The organism is Amycolatopsis sp. NPDC003731, from assembly GCF_053586895.1.
On record NZ_JBSFNC010000019.1, the window covers coordinates 70,528 to 89,724 of the forward strand.

Below are 19,197 nucleotides of genomic sequence, written 5' to 3' on the forward strand. Positions count from 1 at the left end.
ACCGTGTTTCGGCCGGGCCGCGCGGGTGTTTTCACGGCGACCGTGGCTTGGTGCGGTCGCCCCGGCGGAGATGACGACGCGGCGTTGGTCGTGGTGAATGATTCCGAATGGGTGCCGGTCGAGACGGCGCGGGTGGGCTGGGGCCGGACGGTGACGCACCGGCCTGGTCTTCCGTGTGAGTGTTGGGGTGTGCCGAATCTGGTGCAGCGGGCCGGGCGCGCGATCGAGGTGGCGCAGTTGTCCGGCACGCTGAATCCGGGCGATCACTTGGTGAGCGGCCAGTACGTCATGAACGTGGACAGCTACCCCCCGGTGGGCCGGTCACCCTGGGGCGGGATGTCCGGCGCGGCCCTGTTCTGTGGCGGCTTGCTGGCTGGTGTGATCACGCTCGATCCGGCGGGGCGAGCCCATGCGGCGCTGACGGCGGTGCCGGTGTCGCTGCTGTTGTCCGATCCCGAGTTTGCAGCGGTGGTGAACGCGCACAACGAGGTGGCTGAGACCTGGTGTGACGCGATCGAATTGCAGCCGTTGGCCGAGGCACTGTCCACGGCTGGTGCCGAATCGGTGCAGTCTCCGGCGGGCCTGCTTTCGCCGCATCGGGCGGTGGTTCCATTCCGCGGCCGCGGAGCGGTTCTGGCGGACCTGGCCACGTGGGCGTATTCCCCCGGGATAGGAGCGTGGTTGCTGCATGGGCCGGGCGGCCAGGGCAAAACCCGGCTTGCGCGCCGCTTCGGTGAGCAGCTCACCACAGAAGGCTGGGCGGTGGTGTGGCTGAACCGTGCCGTCGAGGCCGACCGATTACGCGTGTTTGCGGACACCCAGGTGCCGGTGCTGGTGGTAGTCGACTATGCAGAGAGCCGCACCGAGCAGTTGGCCACGTTGGCGACGATTGTGACGGGCCGGGAAGGTTCGGTTCCGGTGAAGATCCTGCTGCTGGCCCGGGCTGCCGGCGCCTGGTGGCAGAATCTGCCCGCCTTGGGCGAGGCGATGCGTGATCTCGCCGAACTCACTCGGGTCAGATCGCTCGATGCGCTGGACGACGACGTGCAAGGGCGGACCGCAACCTATCAGGCGGCGGTGGCCGCGTTCGTTGCAGCGGGAAGCATGATCACCGGTCTGGACCGCACGTTGTGGGCGGAAGCGGCAGCAAAGCTTGCCGACGGCGCGCTTCCGGAGCCAGACAGGAACCACACCGTGCTGGCGGTGCAAATGACCGCATTGGCCGATCTCCTCGACGCGGCGCACACTCCGCAACAGGCCACCAACGACGCCGGCTCACCGCGGGGGCCGGAGGATCGGCTGCTCGATCACGAACGCGGCTACTGGCTCACCACCGCCAGGGCCTACGGGCTCCTGCCTGGGCTGGGACTTGCGACATTGGGTGACTTGGTTGCCGCGACCGTCCTGCTGAACCCGAGCGATATCGAGGACATCGGCGGTGTGCTCGCACTCGTACCGGCGCTTGTCGACCAGACACGGGAGCGACGCGAAGCCGCACGGGCGTGGTTGATCCATCTTTACCCCGACAGCGCCGACAGCGGTTTCGGGGGGTTGACCCCCGATCGGCTTGCCGAACGACTGATCGGGCGGCTGCTGCTGGACCGTACTCGACCATCGGTCGTCGATGCCCTGGCTTCGCACGTCGACAAAGCACAGGCGGAGTGGCTGCTGACCGTGTGCGCCAGGGCCGCTGCCCACGCGGTGTTCCGCACCACCGTGAGTGATGCCGTTACCGAACTGTGCCTCCGTCACCCGAATACGCTGCTGATACCGGCCGTCGACACCGCGACACGAGTCGAGAAACCGGTTCCACTGATCCGGGCGCTCGAGCAGACCGCGGCCAATCCGAACACGAGCCTCGCAGACCTCGAACGTCTGTTGGACGCCTTCCCCGAGCACAGCCTGGTCCTTGGGGATTCAGCAGTTACCCTTGGACAAGAGATCCTGGCACGGTCCCGATCGACGACATTACGGGGACGCGCGGCCACCGACTCCGCCTTGGCCAACCATTTGAACAACTTAGGTTTTTGGCTGGGTGAAGTCGGACGCCAAGAGGAGGCACTGGCTGCGATCACCGAGGCTGTTGAAATTGGCCTACGGTTGACCAAGTGGCGACGCACTGCACACCTTCCCACCCTCGCCGTGAGCCTGAACAATCTCGCGGTCCAGTTGAATGAAAGGGGGCGCCGAGAGGAAGCACTGACTGCGATCATCGAAACTGTCAAAATCTACCGCCGCTTGGCCAAGCGGCGGCACACCGCCGACTTGCGCAACCTCGCAGGCGGCCTGAGTAATCTCGCGACATGCTTGGCCAGACTGGATCACGAGGAGGAGGCACTTGCTGCGATCACCGAAACCGTCGACATCCGTCGACGACTGTCCGAACGGCAGCCCGACAGATACCTCCCCGATCTGGTCGGCAGCCTGAACAATCTCGCGGTTTTTTTGCGCGAACAGGGTCGATGGATGGAGGCATTCGGCGCCGTCGCCGAGTCGGTCGACCTCGGCCGGAAGCTGGCCGAGCAGCGGCCCGATGCGTACCTGCCCGACCTCGCGGTAAGCCTGGACAACTTTTCGAGACAACTGGATGAACTAGGATACGAGAAGGAGGCACTCGACGCGCTCGTCGAAACCGTCGACATCCGCCGACGATTGGCCGAGCGGCGACCCGATGTATACCTGCCCGATCTCGCCGAGAATCTGAACAATCTCGCAGTCCGGTTAAGTGAGCTCGGACAGAGGAAGGAGGCGCTTCCGTTGATCGACGAGGCCGTCGAAGCTTTTCGCAGTCTGGCCGAAAAACAGCCCGAAGTATACCTTCCCATTCTCTCTGCGAGCCTCAACAACCTCGGATTCCAACTAGGTAGATTGAGGCGCCAAGATGAGGCGCTTGTTGCACTTACCGAAGCTGTCGAAATCAGTCGAAAACTTGCCGAGCAGGAGCCCGATGCATACCTGCATCAATTTGTGGTGAACCTAGGAAACCTCACGATCCTGCTAGATGAACTGGACTTGAAGCAAAAGGCACTCGCGGCGACCACAGAAACCGTCGACATCGGCCGACAGCTGGCTGAGAAGCAGCCCGATATGCACCTTCCCAACCTTGCCTGGACTCTGAACAGCCTCGCGGTGCGACTGGCAGAAATGAATCGGAAGGAGGAGGCAATGGCCGCAATCACCGAAGCCATCGAAATTCGCCGGCAGCTCACCGATCAATCCGCGGCAGACTATGCGGAAGACCTCCAACAGTCGCTTCGTGTACAGACCTGGCTGCAGGAAGTCCTCGAATAGTCGGCGCTCCACGAGCAGCCGGACCTCCCCGGACATCCGCGCGAACCGGGCGATCCTCGACGAGTGTGCGCGACACTGCGCCGACGTCGACAATCCGGGACGCGAGATGGTCTACGGCGTGACACGTGAAGTTGACGCATTCGGGAGCGGTTCGGGGCGGCGGCATCGACGACAGCCACCGAAGGTACCAAGCGCACCAATGTGACGCACCGTTACGGATCCGTGACTGACTGGCCCGTCGTACAAGACGGACACCAAAACGCTCTTACTCTGGGTAGCAAAGCCCAGGTCTGCGACATGGGCTTTGCGCCCCCGCTTGGCCCGAACCGAGAACGCTCCGGCTGGCCGGACTCCGTATCCGCCCGTGCAGTGTTCATGTCCACCCGTGCACCCGGGTGGGTCGCTCTTCTCAACGCGGCGGCCATTGGCCAGGATGGACGCCTGGGTGGCGAGGGAGGACCTCCATGGCGACTGTTCGGGACGAGGCCGACGCGCGGCGGCAGCTCCGCGCCGAGCAGCGGCACGAGACGAACGAGCTGGTCGTGGCGGAGCCGGTGACCACCGCGGGCATCGAACTCCACTACGACGGGGTCGAGGACGTCAAGCGGGCCATCGACGAGCGCTACGACGAGTTGAGCCGTCACCTCGAGACGGCCCGTGCCCTCGACACCGGCCTGGCCGACGGCAAGGGACCGGTCGCCCACTGGATGCGCCGCTCGTTCGCGGCGCGCGGCGGGGCCGAGGCCGGCGGGGTGCAGGCCGCACTGCAGTCGTACCTGGCCGAGCTCGCGACGCTGCGGCAGACGCTCGACACGGTCGTGGCGATGCACCAGGGCAACGACGAAGCGGCCGCCGCGGCCCTGCCGACGGGGGACGCCGATGCCTGAGTTCCACTCGACGCACCACGCTCCGACCGCCCGGCAGCGGGCGAAGGCGCGGCGAGTCCGCCGGGAAAAAGCCGTCAACAACCGCGAAGCCACGTTCGGCCGGATCAACTGGGACAGCTACGAGCACCGCGAGCTGTGGGACATGGTGCAGTCGGCCGTCCCGGCGAAGCTCGGCCAGCACGCGGCCTGGTGGCAGGAGGTGGCCGCCGGCGTCCGCAATGCGACCGAAGAGGTGTCGGTGCTGGTCCGGAAGCTGCAGGAGTCGTGGAGCGGGCCTGCCGCCGACTCGGCCGCGGAATCGGTCAACCGGCTGACCGGCTGGGCGAGGACCGTGGGCGAGAACGCCCAGCGCGTCGGGTCCGGCCTCGACACGTACACGTCGGTGGTCAGCGAAGCCCGGCAGCGGATGCCCGAGCCGGTGCACTACTGGGCCGAGCGGTGGTTCCGGCAGGGGTACGCGGTGAAGCGGCTCGACGGCCCCGAAGGCACGTACATGCTGGAGCAGCTGCTCGACGACAAGCTGCCGACGAAGAAAGAGGCCGACGACGCCAAGGCCGCGGCCGTCCGCGTGATGGAACAGTACGAGAGCGCGAGCCACGACGTCCGCCACCGCCTGCCCCCGGAGTTCGACACGGCCCCGCCGGTGACCACCGGGCCCGGGACCGGACCACGGCCGCCGGTGGTCCGGACCCCGCCCGCACCTCCGGTCCCCCGCGATCCGGCCCCGCCGCACGAGGACTTCCCCGGCGAGCCGGGCGCCGGACCGGACGACTCGACGTCGACGGCCTCCGCGCTGCCGCCCACGTTCACCGGCGCCGGGCTGCCGGGCGCGCTCGACGGGGTCATCGGCGCCGCTGGGCCGGGTTCGCCGGCTGCAGCCGGCTACGGTCCCGGCTTCGCGGGCGTTCCCGTGGCCGGAACGCCGGGCTCCGTGCCGCTCGGCGAAGGCGGCCGAGCCGGCGCGGGACGGTTCGGCGCCGGGACACCGGGCTTCGGGCCGGGCGGGACGAGCGGCCGCGGCACGGCGGGTGGGTACGGGATGTACCCACCGGGCCAGGGCACGCGGCGCGAGGAGGACACCGAGCACCGCGACAAGTACGCGAAGGGCTACGACCTGCTCGACGACCTCCCGCCGGCGTATCCCCCGGTATTCGGCGAATGACCGGCTTCCACGCCGACCCGGCCGCCCTCGACGCCTTGGCGCTGCGCCTGGAGGACACGGCGGACGAGTACCGCTCGGCCGCGCACTCGCTGGAGGTGCCGGACGACCTCGGCCCGGCCCCGGTCTCGGCGGCACTCACCGCGCTGACGGGCGAGTGGTCCGGCAGGATACGGGCGGTGGAAAGGGACTTCGCCGACGCGGCGGCGGGTGTCCGGACGGCCGCGAACGCCTACCGCGCGACGGACGCCGCCGCGGCCGACGAGCTGGGCAGGGCCGATGGCTGACCGGAATCGCGGGCCGGACCGCCCTGCCTCCGGCGAGTGGGAGCGCGCCCTCGCCACCCCAACGCCCGAGCGTCGCCGCTCGGCCCCCGGCGAACCGAAGCGCACCCTCGCCACACCCGCGCCCGGCCAACCGAGCGCCACCATCACCCACCCGGCACCCAAGCCCCACCACCTCGCGCCCGGCGAATCGCACCCCCGCACCCCCGCACCCACTCCCGGGCCCAGCCAACCGAGCGGCGCCATCGCCCGCCCGGCACCCAAGCCCCACCACCCCGCGCCCGGCGAATCGCAGCGCACCCCCGCACCCACTCCCGAGCCCAGCCAACCGAGGGGCACCATCGCCCGCCCGGCACCCAACCCCGACCACCCCGACCACCCCGCGCCCGGCGAACCGAAGCGCACCCCCATCACACCCGCGCCCAGCCGACCGAGCGGCGCCATCGCCCGCCCGGCACCCAAGCCCCATCACCTCGCCCCCGGCAAGCCGAAACGGACCCCCGCCACATCCGCCCCCGAGCCCGGCCGACCGAGCACCGCCATCACCCATTCGGCACCCAAGCCCCACCACCCCGCCCCCGGCAAGCCGAAACGCACCCCCACCACACCCCAGCCCAGCCAACCGACCGCCACCACCGCCCGCCCGGCACCCAAGCCCCACCACCCCACCCCCGGCAAACCGGCCCGCGCCCATGGCTGAGTTCCGCGGCCTCGGCTTCGACCCGGTCCCCGGCAGCCCCGGCGCCGTGGCCGAAGCCGCCCGCCGGTGCGCCGCCACTGCGGCCCGGCTCGAGGAAATCCCTTCGCCCGGGACGATCCCCGAGTGGGCCGGGCGGTCCGCGCAAGCGCTCGCGGACCGGGCCGGACGCGCCGCCGGCGGTCTGTCCGCCACTTGCGAGGCCCTCCGGGCCGCCGCCGGGGTTCTCGAAGGCTGGGCCGGCACCCTCCTCGCGAACCACCGCCGGGCCGAGGACCTCGACCGGCGCGCCACCGCCGCGCGCCGGGCCGTCACCGCCGCGCGCGACGACGTCGAACAAGCCGAAACCGAAGCGCAGTTCTCCCCCGCCGCCCAGCCGGACCTCGCCGCGGCCCGCGCCCGGCTGGCCGCCCACCAGGACGACCTGGACCGCGTCCTCGCCGAAGCCCGCGACCTGGAACGCGCCCACCACACCGAAGCGACCCGCGTCGCCGGGCGGCTGACGGCCCTCGGCGACGGCGCCGCCTTGCCGCAAGCTCCCGGTTTCGCCGGGATCGCCGCTCACCTCGAGACCTTCTCGGCCGTCGGGCGCGAGCTCGGCGGCACCGTCGCGAAGACCCCCGCCGCACCGGTCACGCCGCCGCCGGGGGCCGTCAGCGCGTTCGCCGCGGCGCTGGGTGGCCGGTGAAACTGCCCGCCGTTCCGGGGATCACCCCGGTCACCCTGGACTCCGTCGAGCGCACCACCGCCGAGCTGCACACGCTGATGGCCCGGCTGCGCGGTCCCGACGCCGCCCGCGACCTCGGCCTGGAAGCCGCCGCCGTCCAGTGCGCCGAGATCGCCCACGAGCAGGGGGCCGGTCTGCTGGCGCTGGTCGAACACCGCGATGCCGATCCCGCCCTGCTCATCGCCGGCGTCGTCCCCGTCGACGACCCCGGTGAGGCCGCCGACCTCGGGTACTTCGTCGCGGACACCACCCCCGGCATCCGCGAAGTCAGCACCGCGCGGACCGGCCGCGGCTACCCGGTGGTGATCGTCGAGCGGATCGGCCTGGCCGGGGCGCAGCTGCAGGCCGTCGTGCTCGACCCGGACCGGCCGCGCGCGGCCGTGTTCACCCTGCAGTCCCCCGGTGGCCGCGGCTGGCTGGAGGTGGCCGGTCTGGCCGGGACGCTCGTCGCGGGCGTCGACCTCACCCCCGCAGCGCCCGCTCCCGGAACTCGCGCGGGGTCCGGCCGGTCGACTGGCGGAACGTCCGCGAGAAGTGCGGGGCGCTGGTGAACCCGCAGTCCCGCGCGATCTCGGCGATCCCGCGCCCCGCCTTCGCCGGGTCGGCCAGCAGCGCCTTCGCGCGCTCGACCCGCAGGCCCTTGAGCCGTTCCGAGACGCCTTGGCCGTCGTCGAACAGCTGGTACAGGCGCCGGCGCGAGATGTACAGCGCTTCGGCGATCCGGTCCGCGCTGAGCGACTGGTCGCCGAGGTGGGCGCGCATGTACTCCAGGGCTTCGCGCCGCCGGGCCGCCAACGCGTCGACGCGGTCGAGCTCGACCCGCAGCGCACTCCGCAGCACCAGTTCGGCCAGCCCGAGCAGGTGGTGCGCGAGCCCGTGCGGGTCGAGCCGCGGACCGGCCGCCACGACGTGCGCGACCGCGCTCGCGAACAGCGACCGCAGCGGCGCGTCCACCTCGACCGGCCGGAACATCAGCGGCCGCAGCTCGGCGAAGGAGATCGACAGCTTCGCCGCGGCGACGGTCAGCATCACGACGCCCGAGGGCTGCAGGTGCAGCGTCGCGTCGGCGAACGTCAGCTTCGCGCAGGACTCGGCGACCGTCCGCGGGACGGGACAGCGCAGCAGCAGCTGGACGTCCTCGGGGTCGCCGCGGCCGCCGAGGATCGCGGCGCGCGCGACCGCCGCCCCGGACGCGCGGACGACGAGGTACCCGCTCGCGGGGACGTCCATCGACTGCGGCTCGGCCATCGGCACCATCGTGCCCGACACGGGCCGCTCGGCACGGGAAGGGGGACCATGGCGCGGCGCACCGCGACGGCGGCGGGAGTGATCCTGTCGCATCTGGAATTCGATCTCCTCTGGGAGGACCTGGGGCCGGGCGGGCCGCCGCCGTACCCGTTCGACGTGCCGTCGCACGGCGCGACGCACGCCGAGCGCGACGACCTGGGCGTCGAAGTCTTCGCCGGCCTCGCCGAGGCGGGCCTCACCGACGGCGACGACGTCGACCCCGACCTGGCGGACCTGATCGTGCTGCTGGGTTCGCCGTCACTGAGCATCGACGGGCTGGTGCTGGGGGAAGCGCCGTGGCGGCTGCTCGCGGCGGCGCGGACCGGCGCCGGCGTGGTCGCCGTGCTCGACGACCGCGACCTGGTGCTGGAGCCGGTGCGCCCGGACGGCCTGGTCCCGGCGGTGGCCCGGATGCTCGGCGACGCCGAGCCGGGCCCCGGCGACCAGCTGCGCCTCCCCCGGGCCGCTTACTCGGCGGCGATGGACGCCTACGCGCGCAGCGGGTACGACGCGTTCGAGCGGGCGCTGAGCACGGCCGGGATCACCGGCCGCGCGGTCCGGCCGCTGGCGACGCTGGTGACGGCGCAGCGGGACACGGCCGGCCAGCTGGCGGCGACCGGCCCCGCGGGCCGCAGCCCGGTGCTGGCGTGGTTCGACACGGCGGCCGGCCGGTACGCGGTGACCGCGGAGGACGTGGGCGGCGAGCCGTGGGTGACGCTCACCCCCGCCGACGGCCCCTGGCTCGCCGACCGCCTGGCCCGGATGGTCGACGACGTCCGCTGAGCCGTCACGTCGCCCAGGTCGCGGGCAGGAAGCCGGCGGGTTCGGGGTCCTGCCGGGGCCGGATCCGCGGCCCGGCGTCGGTCACGCTCGCCGGCCGCTCCGCGATCTTCGGGCCGTCCGTGTCGTCCGGGCCGTCCGGCACCAGGTCGCCGAGCAGTTCGCGACCCTGCCGCAGGGCATCCGCGCCCGCCTCCGCGGCCAGCCACCGGATCAGCCGGGCCAGCTCCCCCGGGGGCTTGCTCAGGGCCCACCGGTCGAACCGCAGGTCGACCAGGCCTCCGTGCAGGTCGACCACCACCGACACGCCGTCGTCCGCCGCCGAAGCGCGGATCGCGGCCAGCCGGGCCCCGTAGCCCGGCTCCGGGGCCGCGAAGGCCTCATCGGCCAGCTCCACCGCCGTCCTGGTCACTGGGCCCGCCAGCTGTCCGGAGTGGTCTCTTCCGCGGCTTCCCCCGGCTCGGGCAGGCCGAGGGCCCCGGCACCGTCGTGGGTGTGCCACAGGGAAGCCGTGGCCCGCGCCGAGGCGGCCGCCGTCAGCAGCAGGATCCGGCGCGCCAGCTCGTCCGGCTCCAGCCGCAGCGCCGCGGCTTCCAGGGTCAGCTCCTGCAGCGCCCCACCGGGCGCGACCTCCACGGCGACCGTCCGGTCGGCGGCTTTTCCGGTGATCACGGGTGGACCCCTCCGTAGAACGTCGACGCCGAGAGCGGGTGCGTGTTCCGGCGGACGGCGTCCCCGGAGTTGCCCTCGATCATCGTGACCTGGTTCCCTTCGACCTTCTCGACGATGCCGATGTGCGTGCTCGTCGACGTGTTCTGCGGGCCGGTGCCGAAGATCAGCACGTCCCCCGGCCTCGCTTCGTGCAGCGCGTGCTTGCCGTAGGCGTGCCCGTTGCGTTCGCCCCAGTGGTAGACGTCGCCGCTGAAGGGCAGGACCGGGATCTTCACCCCGGCCTTGCGCCACATCGCCGTCGCGAACGACGAGCACCACGCGGCGGTCGGCCCGTACGGGTTCCGGTTGCTGCCCGGCGGGTTCTCGCGCGTGCCGAGCTCTTTCCGGGCGGCGTCGACGATGTCCTTGCCCCGCCCGGAGGCCTTGCTCGGGTGCGTCGCCTTCGCCGTCTTGTCCACGACCCCGTCGTGGCTCAGGTCCGTGCGCAGCTCGTGCAGTTTCTTCGCCGCCGCCTCGAGTTCCGCGTCGACGTGCCGCAGGGTCGACGCCGACTGCCGGGTGTACCGCGGTGCCAGGTCGGCGGCGTGCCCGACGGCCCGCATCAGCGCCGCCTGCGTCCCGGCCGCGACACCGGCGTCGAGAACCTGCTTGGCCCGGGCGGTGTACTCGTCGACCAGGCGTTGCACGGCCGTGTGCGCGCTGTCCACTGTGGACGCCACGTGCGCGACGACCTTCTCCGCCGCCGCGCCGGCCGCGCCGGTGACCCTCAGTTCTTTCGTCAGCTTCGCGCTGTTGTGCCGGAAGCCATCGGCGCCGTGGCCCTGCCAGTGGCCGAGGACCGTCGTGCTTTCCTTGTGGTAGGCGTCGTGCTGGGCGTCCAGCACCGCGGCCACCTGGTGCAGGGCGTATTCGGCGCGGACGGCGTCTTCGGCCTTCCCGGCGAGCTTGTTGCGGTGCGCGATGAGGTCCTGCGCGAAGGACCGCGCGAGCGCGGCGGTGTCCATGTCAGTCCTTTCCGGTCAGCGCGGCGGCGGTCGCCGTCTCGTGGTCGCGGTAGGACTTCGCGGCTTTCCCGGCCGCCGACGCGAGCCCGTCGGCGTGTGCGCCGACGCCCTTGACCTGGCGCTGCAGCGCCAGGCCGAACCCGGCCAGCGCGTCGGCGAACCCCGACTCCTCGCCGATCTTCCCGAAGCTGTCCCGGGCGATCTCGCGGACGTCGCGCAGCTGCCCGGTCGCGGTGCCCAGCGCGTCGGCGACGTGCCGGGTCCGGTGGACGTAGGAGTGCAGCACCGCGTCGTCCACCCGCAGCGGTCCGCCACCCGGGTGCGCGCCACCGCCGGCTTTCCGGTGGTGCTTCGTGACGTCCCGGGCAGCCTCGCGCGCGGCCGTCAGATGGTGCCGGTACGCGCCGTTCGTGTACGTCGACCAGGGCGTGAAGTCGTGGCCGTCGCCCGAAATGCGGTTCGCGACCCGCGCGTTGGTGTCCGGGTCGAAGAGCTGGTCGTCGGACTTCAGGTGGTACTGCCGGCGCCGTTCGGGACCGAGCGCGCCCAGCATGTTGATCTGCCAGAGGCCGTAGGAGTCGTCCGGCGGGGTGGCGTTGTGCGCGGTCGTCCGGCCGCCGGACTCGGCCAGCGCGACCGCGACCGCGGTGGTCAGGCCCTGGCCGCGGAACCCGGCCGCGTAGGCGTGCCGGGCGATCTGCTCGGCGCTCAGCTTCGTCATGGGTCCGACCTTGCCCGCCCGGCGGACGGTCCCGGTAGGCGTGCTGCACGCAGGGACAACCCCGGTGCACGCCCGGCTCACCCGGTCTTCAGCGCAAGGACGGCAATCCGGCGGCCAAGGCGGCGAGGGCACGCTTCAGCGTCGGGGCGAGCGGCAGGCACGCCACGGCCAGTTCCGGGTTCTGGGCGTAGACCTCGAGCAGCGTCGGCGGCGGGTTCGCGGCCGGGTAGAGCATCCCGGCCAAGCCGCTGGCCGCCGCGACCAGCTCGAACCCTTCGCCCTCGGTCAGGTCCGGGCTCGCCTGGGCGACCGCCGCGCCGAGTTCGGCGACGGCGGCGAGCACCCCTCGCTTGAAGTCGCGGGCGGCCGGCACCGAGACGTTGTGCTCCAGCGACGTCGCGGTGTGGCCCAACAGGTCGCAGAACAGCGTCCGGTCGGCGAGCGTCTCGGCCAGCACGTCGACGACGTCTTCCCCGGCCGCGAGCCGGCGAGCGGCCTCGTCCACCCAGTCGCGCCAGCACGCGGACGCCAGCTCGAGGTAGATCTCCTCGCGGGTACCGAAGTAGCGGGTGACGTTGGACTTGGCGAGCCCCACGGCCGTGGCCACGCTGCCCAGGGTCACGTTGCGCACGCCGGATTCCAGGGCCAGCTCACGGGCCGCCGCGAGGATGGCCACGCGCCGCTGCTCCTTCTGCTCCGGCCGCCTGGCCCGCATGAACATCGACTGAGACATTTCTCAGCCATCATACGGTCCACTTAACAGAACGACGTCCTCTTGTTAGAAGAACGTCGTTCTGTTAACTTGGCGGCACCGGCACGAGCGAAGGGGATCCACGTGGTCGAGGTGCGGTTGCGGGTCAACGGGGTCGACGAGCTGCTCGATCTCCCACCACAGGTCAGCCTGCTCGACGCACTGCGCGAGCGGCTGGGGCTGACCGGCACGAAGAAGGGCTGCGACCAGGGCGCCTGCGGTGCGTGCACGGTGCTCGCCGACGGCGAGCGGATCAACTCCTGCCTCGCGCTCGCCGTGCAGTACACCGGCCGCGAAATCACCACCATCGAAGGCGTCGACGACCCGCTGCAGCGAGCCTTCGTCCGCAACGACGGCTTCCAGTGCGGGTACTGCACCTCCGGCCAGATCTGCTCGGCCATCGGGATGCTGGCCGAGCACGCGCAGGGCGCGCCGAGCGCGGTCACCGAGCACCTCGCCGGTCCCGCCGAACTGACCGGCGCGGAGATCCGGGAGCGCATGAGCGGCAACCTGTGCCGCTGCGGCGCCTACAACGGGATCGTCGACGCCATCCAGGAGGTCGCGCGATGAGGTCGTTCACCTACCTGAGCGCCCCCGACGTCGAGACGGCGGTCCGCACGATCGCCACCGAGCCGAACGCGAAGTTCCTCGGCGGCGGGACGAACCTGGTCGACCTGATGCGGGAGGACATCGAGCAGCCCGACGTGGTCGTCGACATCACCCGGTTGCCGCTGACCGGGATCGAGGACCTGCCCGGCGGCGGCCTGCGGATCGGCGCGCTCGTGCGCAACAGCAGGCTGGCGGCCCACGCGAGTGTCCGGACCCGCTACCCGGTGCTCGCCCAAGCCGTCCTCAACGGAGCTTCGGCGCAGCTGCGGAACATGGCGACCGTGGGCGGCAACCTCCTGCAGCGCACCCGGTGCCTGTACTTCTACGACGGCGCGGCCGCGTGCAACAAGCGTGCACCGGGCAGCGGCTGCGCCGCGATCGACGGCTTCGCCCGCAACGCCGGCGTCCTCGGGGTCAGCGACCACTGCATCGCCACCCACCCCTCCGACATGGCCGTCGCGCTGGCCGCGCTCGACGCGGTGGTCGAGGTGGAGAGCACGCGCGGTGTCCGCCGGCTCCCGCTGACCGAGCTGCACCTCCTGCCGGGCAGCACGCCGCAGGTCGAGACCGCGCTGGCCGCGGACGAGCTGATCACCGCCGTCGAGCTGCCGGCCCTCCCGGTGGCCGCGAACTCCCGCTACCGCAAGGTGCGCGACCGCGCGTCCTACGCCTTCGCGCTCGTCTCCGTCGCGGCGGCGATGGAGGTCGAAGACGGCGTCGTGACCGACGTCCGGGTGGCCCTGGGCGGCGTCTCCGCGAAACCGTGGCGAGCCCACGAGGCCGAGCGGATCCTCCTCGGCGCACCGGCGACCGAAGAGTCCTTCCTCCGGGCGGCCGCGGCCGAACTCGCGCCCGCGGCGGCCCGGCCGGACAACACCTTCAAGATCGAGCTGGCGCAGCGCACGATCGTCGCGACGCTGCGCCGCCTGCGCACCGACGGGAGTGCGGCATGACCACCACCCTGCCCGCGACGGAGACCGCCGGCCCGGTCGTCGGCCGTCCGATCGACCGGGTCGACGGCACGGCCAAGACCACCGGCGCCGCCCGCTTTTCGGCCGAATACCCCCTCCCCGACCTGGCGCACGCGGCGCTGGTGCACTCGACGATCAGCCGTGGCCGGATCACCGCGATCGGGACCGAGGCCGCGGCGGCCGTCCCCGGCGTCGTCGCCGTGCTCACCCACCTGAACGCTCCCCCGCTGAAACCGGCCCCGAAGGTCAGCCCGCTCGACCTCAGCACCCTGGCCTCCGGCACCTCGGTCGACTACCTCAACACCGACGAGGTGCACTGGGACGGCCAGCCGGTGGCGGTCGTCGTCGCCGACACCCTCGACGCCGCTCGCGAAGCCGCCGGGCTGGTCACCGTGACCTACGAAACCCGTCCGTCCACTGTGGACTTCGCTGCCGAGGAGAAGAACGCCAAACCCCAGAAGAGCACCCTGATCATGTCCGGCGCGGCGAAGAAGGGGGATGCCGAGGCCGCACTCGCCGCGGCACCGGTGTCGCTCGACCTGCGGTTCACCACGCCGACGCACCACCACAACGCGATCGAGCCGCACGCGACCACCGCGGCCTGGGACGGCGACCGGCTGACCGTCCACGACGGCACGCAGAGCATCGACTGGGTCCGCACGCACCTGGCCCTGCGGTTCGGTGTCCCGGCCGCGAACGTGCGGGTGATCGCCCCCTTCGTCGGCGGCGGCTTCGGCGGCAAAGGCATGGTCTGGCCCGGCACGATCCTCGCCGCGCTGGCCGCCCGCGCGACCGGACGGCCGGTCCGGCTGATGCTCACCCGGGAAGGCGTCTACCGCACGGTCGGCGGGCGCACCCCGTCCACGCAGCGGGTCGCGCTCGGCGCCGGCACCGACGGCAGGCTGACCGCGCTCATCCACACCAGTGTGACGCGCACCGGGCGGGTCGGCGGCGGACCCGAGCAGGTGACGTCGCAATCGAAGCACCTCTACGCCGCCGAGAACATCCTGGTGCAGCAGAACCTGGTCGAACTGGACCTGATCCCGAACACCTCGATGCGCGCGCCCGGCGAGTCGATCGGCACCTACGCCCTGGAGGCGTCGATCGACGAGCTCGCCTACCGGGTCGGCGTCGACCCGATCGAGCTGCGCATGCGCAACGAACCGGCGGTCAACCCCATCGACGGCAAGAAGTTCGCGCACCGGATGCTGCGCGAGGCCTACGCCCAGGGTGCCGAGCGGTTCGGCTGGGCCGACCGGACACCCGAACCGGGCTCGATGCGCGACGGGCGGTGGCTGGTCGGCATGGGCGTCGCGTCGGCGTACCACCCGTCCTGGCAGTTCACCGCGAGCGTCACGGTCCGGCTTTCGGTCGACGGCACCGTCCTGGTGCGGTGCGGCTTCCAGGAAATGGGCATGGGCGGCGCGACGGCGCAGGCGCAGATCGCCGCCGACGCACTCGGGGTGCCGTTCGAAGCGGTCCGGGTCGAGTACGGCGATTCCACGCTGCCGGTGAGCCCCGGGGCCGGGGGGTCCATGCAGACGGCGAGCATCGCCAACAGCCTCCTGGCCGCGTGCGAGAAGCTGAAGCGAGAGCTGGCCGCACTGGCGAAACGCTCGGGATCGGCCGGGCTGAGCCCGGCGGCGATCCTGGCCGAGGCCGGCGTGCCGTCGGTCGAGGCGGCCGTCGGCTCGGACACCCGGTTCGGCCGGATGGCCGGCCAGTTGAAGTTCATGGCGAAGTTCGTGCGCGACCAGCGGCGCTGGATGAAGGCCGCCTGCGGCGCCCAGTTCTGCGAGGTGCGCGTCGATCCGGACACCGGCGAGGTGCGGGTGTCGCGGTGGGTCGGGGTGTTCGACGTCGGCCGGGTGATCAACGCGAAGACCGCCTCCAGCCAGCTGCGCGGCGGGATCGTGATGGGCATCGGCATGGCGTTGGCCGAGGAGACCCTGGTCGACCCGCGCACGGGCCGGATCATGAACCCCAGCCTCGCCGAGTACCACGTCCCGGTGCACGCCGACATCCCGCCGATCGACGTCGGCTACCTCGACGACCCGGACCCGACGATGCCGCTCGGCCTGATCGGCGTGGGCGAGGTGGGCATCACCGGCGTCGCGGGCGCCATCGCGAACGCGGTCCACCACGCCACCGGCAAGCGGATCTACGACCTCCCCATCACCCTCGACAAACTGCTGTGACGCACCCTCAGTGGCCCGGTGGTGCTGCCGCCCGCCGTACGAGGTAAATCGGGATGGCGATGCCGATCAGCAGGGAAACCGCGCTGCCGAAGAGGATCGGCACCTCCCAGGTTTTCAGCAGCGTGGCCGCGGAGGTGGGGTCGACGGTGGAGGTGACGATGGCGACCCCGAGGCCGGAGCCGAGGTAGCGCGCGGTGTTGTTGGTGCCGCTGCCCATGCCGGCGTGGTGTGCCGGGACAGTGGCCACCGCTTGCCCGCCCAGGGCGGCGTTGAGCAGTCCGGTGCCGAGTCCGGCGATGGCGAAGCCCGGAAGCAGCCGGACCACCGTGTCGCCATCGTGCAAGGGCCCGAGGGTGGCCAGACCGGCGCCGGTGACGACCAAGCCGATCGCCAATTGCGCGTCCGCGCTGATCCACCGGCGCAGGTGCCGAGCGAGGACGGCGACGATGACGCTGACACCGGACCACACCAGAATCGGGACGGCGCCGGCCAGTGCGGAGCCGTGCATGCCCTGGCCGACGAGGATGGGGGTGTAGGAGGTGACCGCGATGATGCCGAGTCCGGTGGCGAACGCGACCACGGTGACGATGACGAAACGCGGGTTGGCGAACAGCCGGATGTCGACCAGCGGTGACGCGGTTCGCCTCTCGTGGATCGCGAACACGGCCAGCACGAGCAGGCCGGCGGCCAGCAGGACCAGCACGGCGGGCCGGGTCCAGCCGCCCCGGCCGAGGGTCAGCCCGGCCAGCAGCAGGCTCGGCCCCAGGACCAAGCAGGCCGCGGCGAGGTAGTCGATCCGGCCGTGGAAGGCCGAGGAGTGCGGCGGGTTCGCGGGCAGAACCCGCGCGAAGGCGATCAGCGCCAGGCTGAGCACCGCCACGACCACATACGGGACGCGCCAGCCGGTCGCGGGCCCGAGGAGGGCGGTGAGCAACGGTCCGATCAGGATCCCGCAGCCCAGGCTCGCGCCCCAGATCCCGGTGGCGCGGGTGCGGCGATGTCCGGCTTGCGGGGTGACCTGGGCGATCAACCCCAGGCTGGTCGCGATCAGGGCAGCCGCGCCCAGCCCCTGGCCGACCCGCGCCACGGTGAACAGGATCGGGCTCGGCCACGAGGCGCCCAGGGCCAGGAACACCGCCTGGACGGCGGCGCCGGTCGTGAACACGGTGCGGCGGCCCACCCTGTCCGCGAGCGCGCCGCCGACCAGCAACCCGGCGCCCAGCCCGACGCTGGCCGCCGCGAGTATCCAGGTCCGCTCGGTGACGTTCGCGTCCAGCGTGCTCGCCAGCTCGACCAGGGTGCTCATCGGCATGGTGAACATGACCATGGCCAGCGCCGTGGCGAGGCAGGTGAGGGCCAACGTCGGGCCTTCCGGCACCGGTCGTTCCTCAGCCGCCTGCGCTCGCGCGCCGGGCGATGACCGGTGATCTTCGACAGCCACGATGGTCTCCCCGGTCCCCGTCACCAGTTGATCTCGTAGGGAAAGAAGATCTCGTCTTCCGGCGAGCTCTTGCGGGCGGCCAGGACCTTGGTCGCCGACGGGCCGGCCGCGACGCGCAGCGGTGGGTTCTCCTGCTCGATCGTGTCGGCCACCACCGTGGCGACCTCCTCCGGTGTCACGACCTCGCCCCGGATCGTGCCCAGCTGATCGAACAGCGGACCGTACGGGTCGTCGTCGGTGCGGTAGACCTTGGCCTTCGCGCCGCCGCCGGTGGTCACCACGCCCGGCTGGATCACGCTGACCTTCACGCCGAAGTGGCCGGCCTCGATGGCCAGCGCCTCGGCCATGGCCTCCATCGCCCATTTGCTCATGCCGTACGCGCCGATGACCGGCAGCACCATCCGGCCCTGGATGCTGGACATGAACACCAGGTGGCCGGAGCCCCGTTCGCGCATGCCGGGCAGAGCGGCCTGGACGACGCGCAGCGCGCCGAGCGTGTTGAGGTCGAACAGCCTGGCGACTTCGGCTACCGGGACGGTCTCCAGCGGGGCGCGCATGGTCTCGCCGGCGTTGTTGACCACGACGTCGATCACGCCCGCGGCCTTGATCGCGGCGTCGACACCGGCCGCGTCAGTGACGTCGAGAGGGAGCCGCGCGGCGATGGGCAGGTCGGCCAGGCTGTCCGGATTGCGCGCGGTGCCGACCACACGGTGGCCACGGCTCGCCAGCTCCAGTGCCACGGCACGGCCGATCCCCTGCGAGGCGCCGGTGATGAGGATGGACGACATGTCGGAATCTCCCGGTTCGCTGAGTGATCTGCGGCAGAGGCGGTGAGAGCGCGCCGATGCCGTCCCGGGAGGCTAACATTATCTATGTCGACCGACATAATTTGGCGCCCGCGGAACCTGGTGGATCCGACCTGGAGGTCAGCTGCGGTCGGCGACCAGACTGCGGGCGCGGGCGACGAGGGCGTCTCGGATCGCGTCGAACGGCTCGGTGCTGCGCAACGCGCGCGAGGTCACCATCGCCCCCTGGACACCGGCGATGGTCGCGTGCGCCAGCTCGCGGGCGCCGGCGTTGTCCGCCCCGAGCACGACACACTGGAGTGTCAGCGTCTCGACCATGAGGAAGAAGGCCCGCCGGCCGGCGGCACCCAATTCTTCGGACGCTTCTCCGACCTCGAGCACCAGCGGGGCGATGGCACAACCACGGCCATAACCGCCGGCCAACATGCCTTCGCGGGCCAAATCGACGTAGGCCCGGACCAGACCTTCGACCGTGACGGCTTCCCTGGCGAGCTGGTTGATCAGGTCGACCTGCTCGCGGGTGTGCACCTCGGCCGCCTCGGCGACCATCTGCACTTTTCCCTGGGGGAAGTGGTAGTAAAGCGACCCACGCGGCGAGGCACTGCGCTCGACCACGTCGGACAGCGCCATGGAGTGGTAGCCGTGTTCGCGGATGAGCTGGCGGGCGGCCGCGACCATGCGCTGCTTGGTGTCCGAACGTCGAGCCATACGTCGAAGCCTACCGCTTGTTATGTGTGACGACATAGATAGTGCACCCCCGCGGAAAGTCGTCCGCGGCGCCTAGATCCTCGAGCGCCGGGTCCGCTGCCTATGCCTGGCGACGGTGTTCGACGAGCCAGGCGGCGACCTGGTGGAGTTTCAGGTTGGTTTGCTGGGAGGACTCGACGAGCATCCGGAACGCGTCGGCCGGGC

Annotated in this window: 20 protein-coding genes; 10 read left to right on the forward strand and 10 right to left on the reverse strand. The window is 71.6% G+C overall.

The window, feature by feature from the left end; translation table 11 throughout:
* Positions 1-189: 189 nt before the first annotated feature.
* The 6 genes from ACWDN5_RS11070 to ACWDN5_RS11095 all read left to right on the forward strand — a co-directional run bounded on the left by ACWDN5_RS11070 (position 190) and on the right by ACWDN5_RS11095 (position 7,596).
* On the forward strand, positions 190-3,291 hold the full coding sequence (locus ACWDN5_RS11070; protein ID WP_449676050.1) for a tetratricopeptide repeat protein: 3,102 nt from the start codon (positions 190-192) through the stop codon (positions 3,289-3,291).
* A 464-nt stretch (positions 3,292-3,755) separates the two neighbouring features.
* Complete coding sequence (locus ACWDN5_RS11075) at positions 3,756-4,178, forward strand: hypothetical protein (protein WP_310971858.1); 423 nt, start codon at positions 3,756-3,758, stop codon at positions 4,176-4,178.
* Complete coding sequence (locus ACWDN5_RS11080; RefSeq protein WP_449676052.1) at positions 4,171-5,340, forward strand: PPE domain-containing protein; 1,170 nt, start codon at positions 4,171-4,173, stop codon at positions 5,338-5,340. The genes ACWDN5_RS11075 and ACWDN5_RS11080 overlap by 8 nt, the downstream gene beginning before the upstream one ends.
* Positions 5,337-5,624 carry a type VII secretion target gene (locus ACWDN5_RS11085; protein ID WP_310971856.1) on the forward strand — a complete coding sequence of 96 codons (288 nt, stop codon included), beginning with the start codon at positions 5,337-5,339 and terminating at the stop codon, positions 5,622-5,624. Before ACWDN5_RS11080 ends, ACWDN5_RS11085 begins: the two co-directional genes overlap by 4 nt.
* Positions 5,625-6,313: 689 nt before the next feature.
* Complete coding sequence (locus ACWDN5_RS11090; protein WP_449676053.1) at positions 6,314-7,006, forward strand: hypothetical protein; 693 nt, start codon at positions 6,314-6,316, stop codon at positions 7,004-7,006.
* Positions 7,003-7,596 (forward strand): hypothetical protein, encoded by a 594-nt coding sequence (locus tag ACWDN5_RS11095; protein ID WP_449676055.1) that lies wholly within the window; start codon positions 7,003-7,005, stop codon positions 7,594-7,596. Before ACWDN5_RS11090 ends, ACWDN5_RS11095 begins: the two co-directional genes overlap by 4 nt.
* On the opposite strand, the gene ACWDN5_RS11100 is transcribed toward ACWDN5_RS11095, so the two are convergent.
* A complete protein-coding gene (locus tag ACWDN5_RS11100; protein WP_449676056.1) occupies positions 7,508-8,293 on the reverse strand; it encodes a helix-turn-helix transcriptional regulator in 786 nt (261 codons plus the stop codon). The genes ACWDN5_RS11095 and ACWDN5_RS11100 overlap by 89 nt on opposite strands.
* A gap of 48 nt (positions 8,294-8,341) precedes the next feature.
* Here ACWDN5_RS11100 and ACWDN5_RS11105 point away from each other — a divergent pair, with 48 nt between their 5' ends.
* Complete coding sequence (locus tag ACWDN5_RS11105) at positions 8,342-9,115, forward strand: ESX secretion-associated protein EspG (RefSeq protein WP_449676057.1); 774 nt, start codon at positions 8,342-8,344, stop codon at positions 9,113-9,115.
* A 4-nt stretch (positions 9,116-9,119) separates the two neighbouring features.
* On the opposite strand, the gene ACWDN5_RS11110 is transcribed toward ACWDN5_RS11105, so the two are convergent.
* The 5 genes from ACWDN5_RS11110 to ACWDN5_RS11130 form a co-directional block, all read right to left on the reverse strand.
* Entirely contained in the window at positions 9,120-9,524 is a 405-nt protein-coding gene (locus ACWDN5_RS11110; protein ID WP_449676058.1) for a hypothetical protein, read from the reverse strand.
* Complete coding sequence (locus ACWDN5_RS11115) at positions 9,521-9,784, reverse strand: YbaB/EbfC family DNA-binding protein (protein WP_310971850.1); 264 nt, start codon at positions 9,782-9,784, stop codon at positions 9,521-9,523. The genes ACWDN5_RS11110 and ACWDN5_RS11115 overlap by 4 nt, the downstream gene beginning before the upstream one ends.
* The gene (locus ACWDN5_RS11120; RefSeq protein WP_449676059.1) at positions 9,781-10,788 is read right to left on the reverse strand and encodes a CHAP domain-containing protein; all 1,008 of its coding nucleotides are present in this window, start codon (positions 10,786-10,788) and stop codon (positions 9,781-9,783) included. The genes ACWDN5_RS11115 and ACWDN5_RS11120 overlap by 4 nt, the downstream gene beginning before the upstream one ends.
* 1 nt (position 10,789) lies before the next feature.
* Entirely contained in the window at positions 10,790-11,509 is a 720-nt protein-coding gene (locus ACWDN5_RS11125; RefSeq protein WP_449676061.1) for a transglycosylase SLT domain-containing protein, read from the reverse strand.
* Positions 11,510-11,597: 88 nt separating this feature from the next.
* Positions 11,598-12,242, reverse strand: coding sequence for a TetR family transcriptional regulator (locus ACWDN5_RS11130; RefSeq protein ID WP_449676063.1), 645 nt, complete (start codon positions 12,240-12,242; stop codon positions 11,598-11,600).
* Positions 12,243-12,344: 102 nt separating this feature from the next.
* On the opposite strand from ACWDN5_RS11130, the gene ACWDN5_RS11135 reads away from it, so the two are divergent.
* From ACWDN5_RS11135 to ACWDN5_RS11145, 3 genes are read left to right on the forward strand one after another with little or no spacing between them, the layout of a single operon-like run.
* Entirely contained in the window at positions 12,345-12,830 is a 486-nt protein-coding gene (locus tag ACWDN5_RS11135; RefSeq protein WP_310971846.1) for a 2Fe-2S iron-sulfur cluster-binding protein, read from the forward strand.
* The gene (locus ACWDN5_RS11140; RefSeq protein ID WP_310971845.1) at positions 12,827-13,822 is read left to right on the forward strand and encodes an FAD binding domain-containing protein; all 996 of its coding nucleotides are present in this window, start codon (positions 12,827-12,829) and stop codon (positions 13,820-13,822) included. The genes ACWDN5_RS11135 and ACWDN5_RS11140 overlap by 4 nt, the downstream gene beginning before the upstream one ends.
* Positions 13,819-16,038, forward strand: a complete 2,220-nt coding sequence (locus ACWDN5_RS11145) for a xanthine dehydrogenase family protein molybdopterin-binding subunit (RefSeq protein ID WP_449676064.1) — start codon at positions 13,819-13,821, stop codon at positions 16,036-16,038. Before ACWDN5_RS11140 ends, ACWDN5_RS11145 begins: the two co-directional genes overlap by 4 nt.
* A 7-nt stretch (positions 16,039-16,045) precedes the next feature.
* On the opposite strand, the gene ACWDN5_RS11150 is transcribed toward ACWDN5_RS11145, so the two are convergent.
* The 4 genes from ACWDN5_RS11150 to ACWDN5_RS11165 form a co-directional block, all read right to left on the reverse strand.
* Positions 16,046-17,416 (reverse strand): MFS transporter, encoded by a 1,371-nt coding sequence (locus ACWDN5_RS11150; protein WP_449676065.1) that lies wholly within the window; start codon positions 17,414-17,416, stop codon positions 16,046-16,048.
* An 83-nt stretch (positions 17,417-17,499) separates the two neighbouring features.
* Positions 17,500-18,267 carry an SDR family NAD(P)-dependent oxidoreductase gene (locus ACWDN5_RS11155; RefSeq protein WP_449676066.1) on the reverse strand — a complete coding sequence of 256 codons (768 nt, stop codon included), beginning with the start codon at positions 18,265-18,267 and terminating at the stop codon, positions 17,500-17,502.
* A 138-nt stretch (positions 18,268-18,405) separates the two neighbouring features.
* Positions 18,406-18,993: a TetR/AcrR family transcriptional regulator gene (locus tag ACWDN5_RS11160; RefSeq protein WP_449676067.1), complete on the reverse strand. Its 588-nt coding sequence runs from the start codon at positions 18,991-18,993 to the stop codon at positions 18,406-18,408.
* Between the two features lie 100 nt (positions 18,994-19,093).
* On the reverse strand, positions 19,094-19,197 hold a 104-nt coding region (locus tag ACWDN5_RS11165), incomplete at its 5' end, for an ANTAR domain-containing protein (protein ID WP_449676071.1).

Excerpts from the sequence above, each read along its gene's own strand:
- ACWDN5_RS11075 (WP_310971858.1), top strand. The coding sequence starts at position 3,756 with ATGGCGACTGTTCGGGACGAGGCCGACGCGCGGCGGCAGCTCCGCGCC.
- ACWDN5_RS11080 (WP_449676052.1), top strand. The coding sequence starts at position 4,171 with ATGCCTGAGTTCCACTCGACGCACCACGCTCCGACCGCCCGGCAGCGG.
- ACWDN5_RS11085 (WP_310971856.1), top strand. The coding sequence starts at position 5,337 with ATGACCGGCTTCCACGCCGACCCGGCCGCCCTCGACGCCTTGGCGCTG.
- ACWDN5_RS11090 (WP_449676053.1), top strand. The coding sequence starts at position 6,314 with ATGGCTGAGTTCCGCGGCCTCGGCTTCGACCCGGTCCCCGGCAGCCCC.
- ACWDN5_RS11100 (WP_449676056.1), bottom strand. The coding sequence starts at position 8,293 with ATGGCCGAGCCGCAGTCGATGGACGTCCCCGCGAGCGGGTACCTCGTC.
- ACWDN5_RS11105 (WP_449676057.1), top strand. The coding sequence starts at position 8,342 with ATGGCGCGGCGCACCGCGACGGCGGCGGGAGTGATCCTGTCGCATCTG.
- ACWDN5_RS11120 (WP_449676059.1), bottom strand. The coding sequence starts at position 10,788 with ATGGACACCGCCGCGCTCGCGCGGTCCTTCGCGCAGGACCTCATCGCG.
- ACWDN5_RS11125 (WP_449676061.1), bottom strand. The coding sequence starts at position 11,509 with ATGACGAAGCTGAGCGCCGAGCAGATCGCCCGGCACGCCTACGCGGCC.
- ACWDN5_RS11130 (WP_449676063.1), bottom strand. The coding sequence starts at position 12,242 with ATGTCTCAGTCGATGTTCATGCGGGCCAGGCGGCCGGAGCAGAAGGAG.
- ACWDN5_RS11140 (WP_310971845.1), top strand. The coding sequence starts at position 12,827 with ATGAGGTCGTTCACCTACCTGAGCGCCCCCGACGTCGAGACGGCGGTC.
- ACWDN5_RS11145 (WP_449676064.1), top strand. The coding sequence starts at position 13,819 with ATGACCACCACCCTGCCCGCGACGGAGACCGCCGGCCCGGTCGTCGGC.
- ACWDN5_RS11155 (WP_449676066.1), bottom strand. The coding sequence starts at position 18,267 with ATGTCGTCCATCCTCATCACCGGCGCCTCGCAGGGGATCGGCCGTGCC.
- ACWDN5_RS11160 (WP_449676067.1), bottom strand. The coding sequence starts at position 18,993 with ATGGCTCGACGTTCGGACACCAAGCAGCGCATGGTCGCGGCCGCCCGC.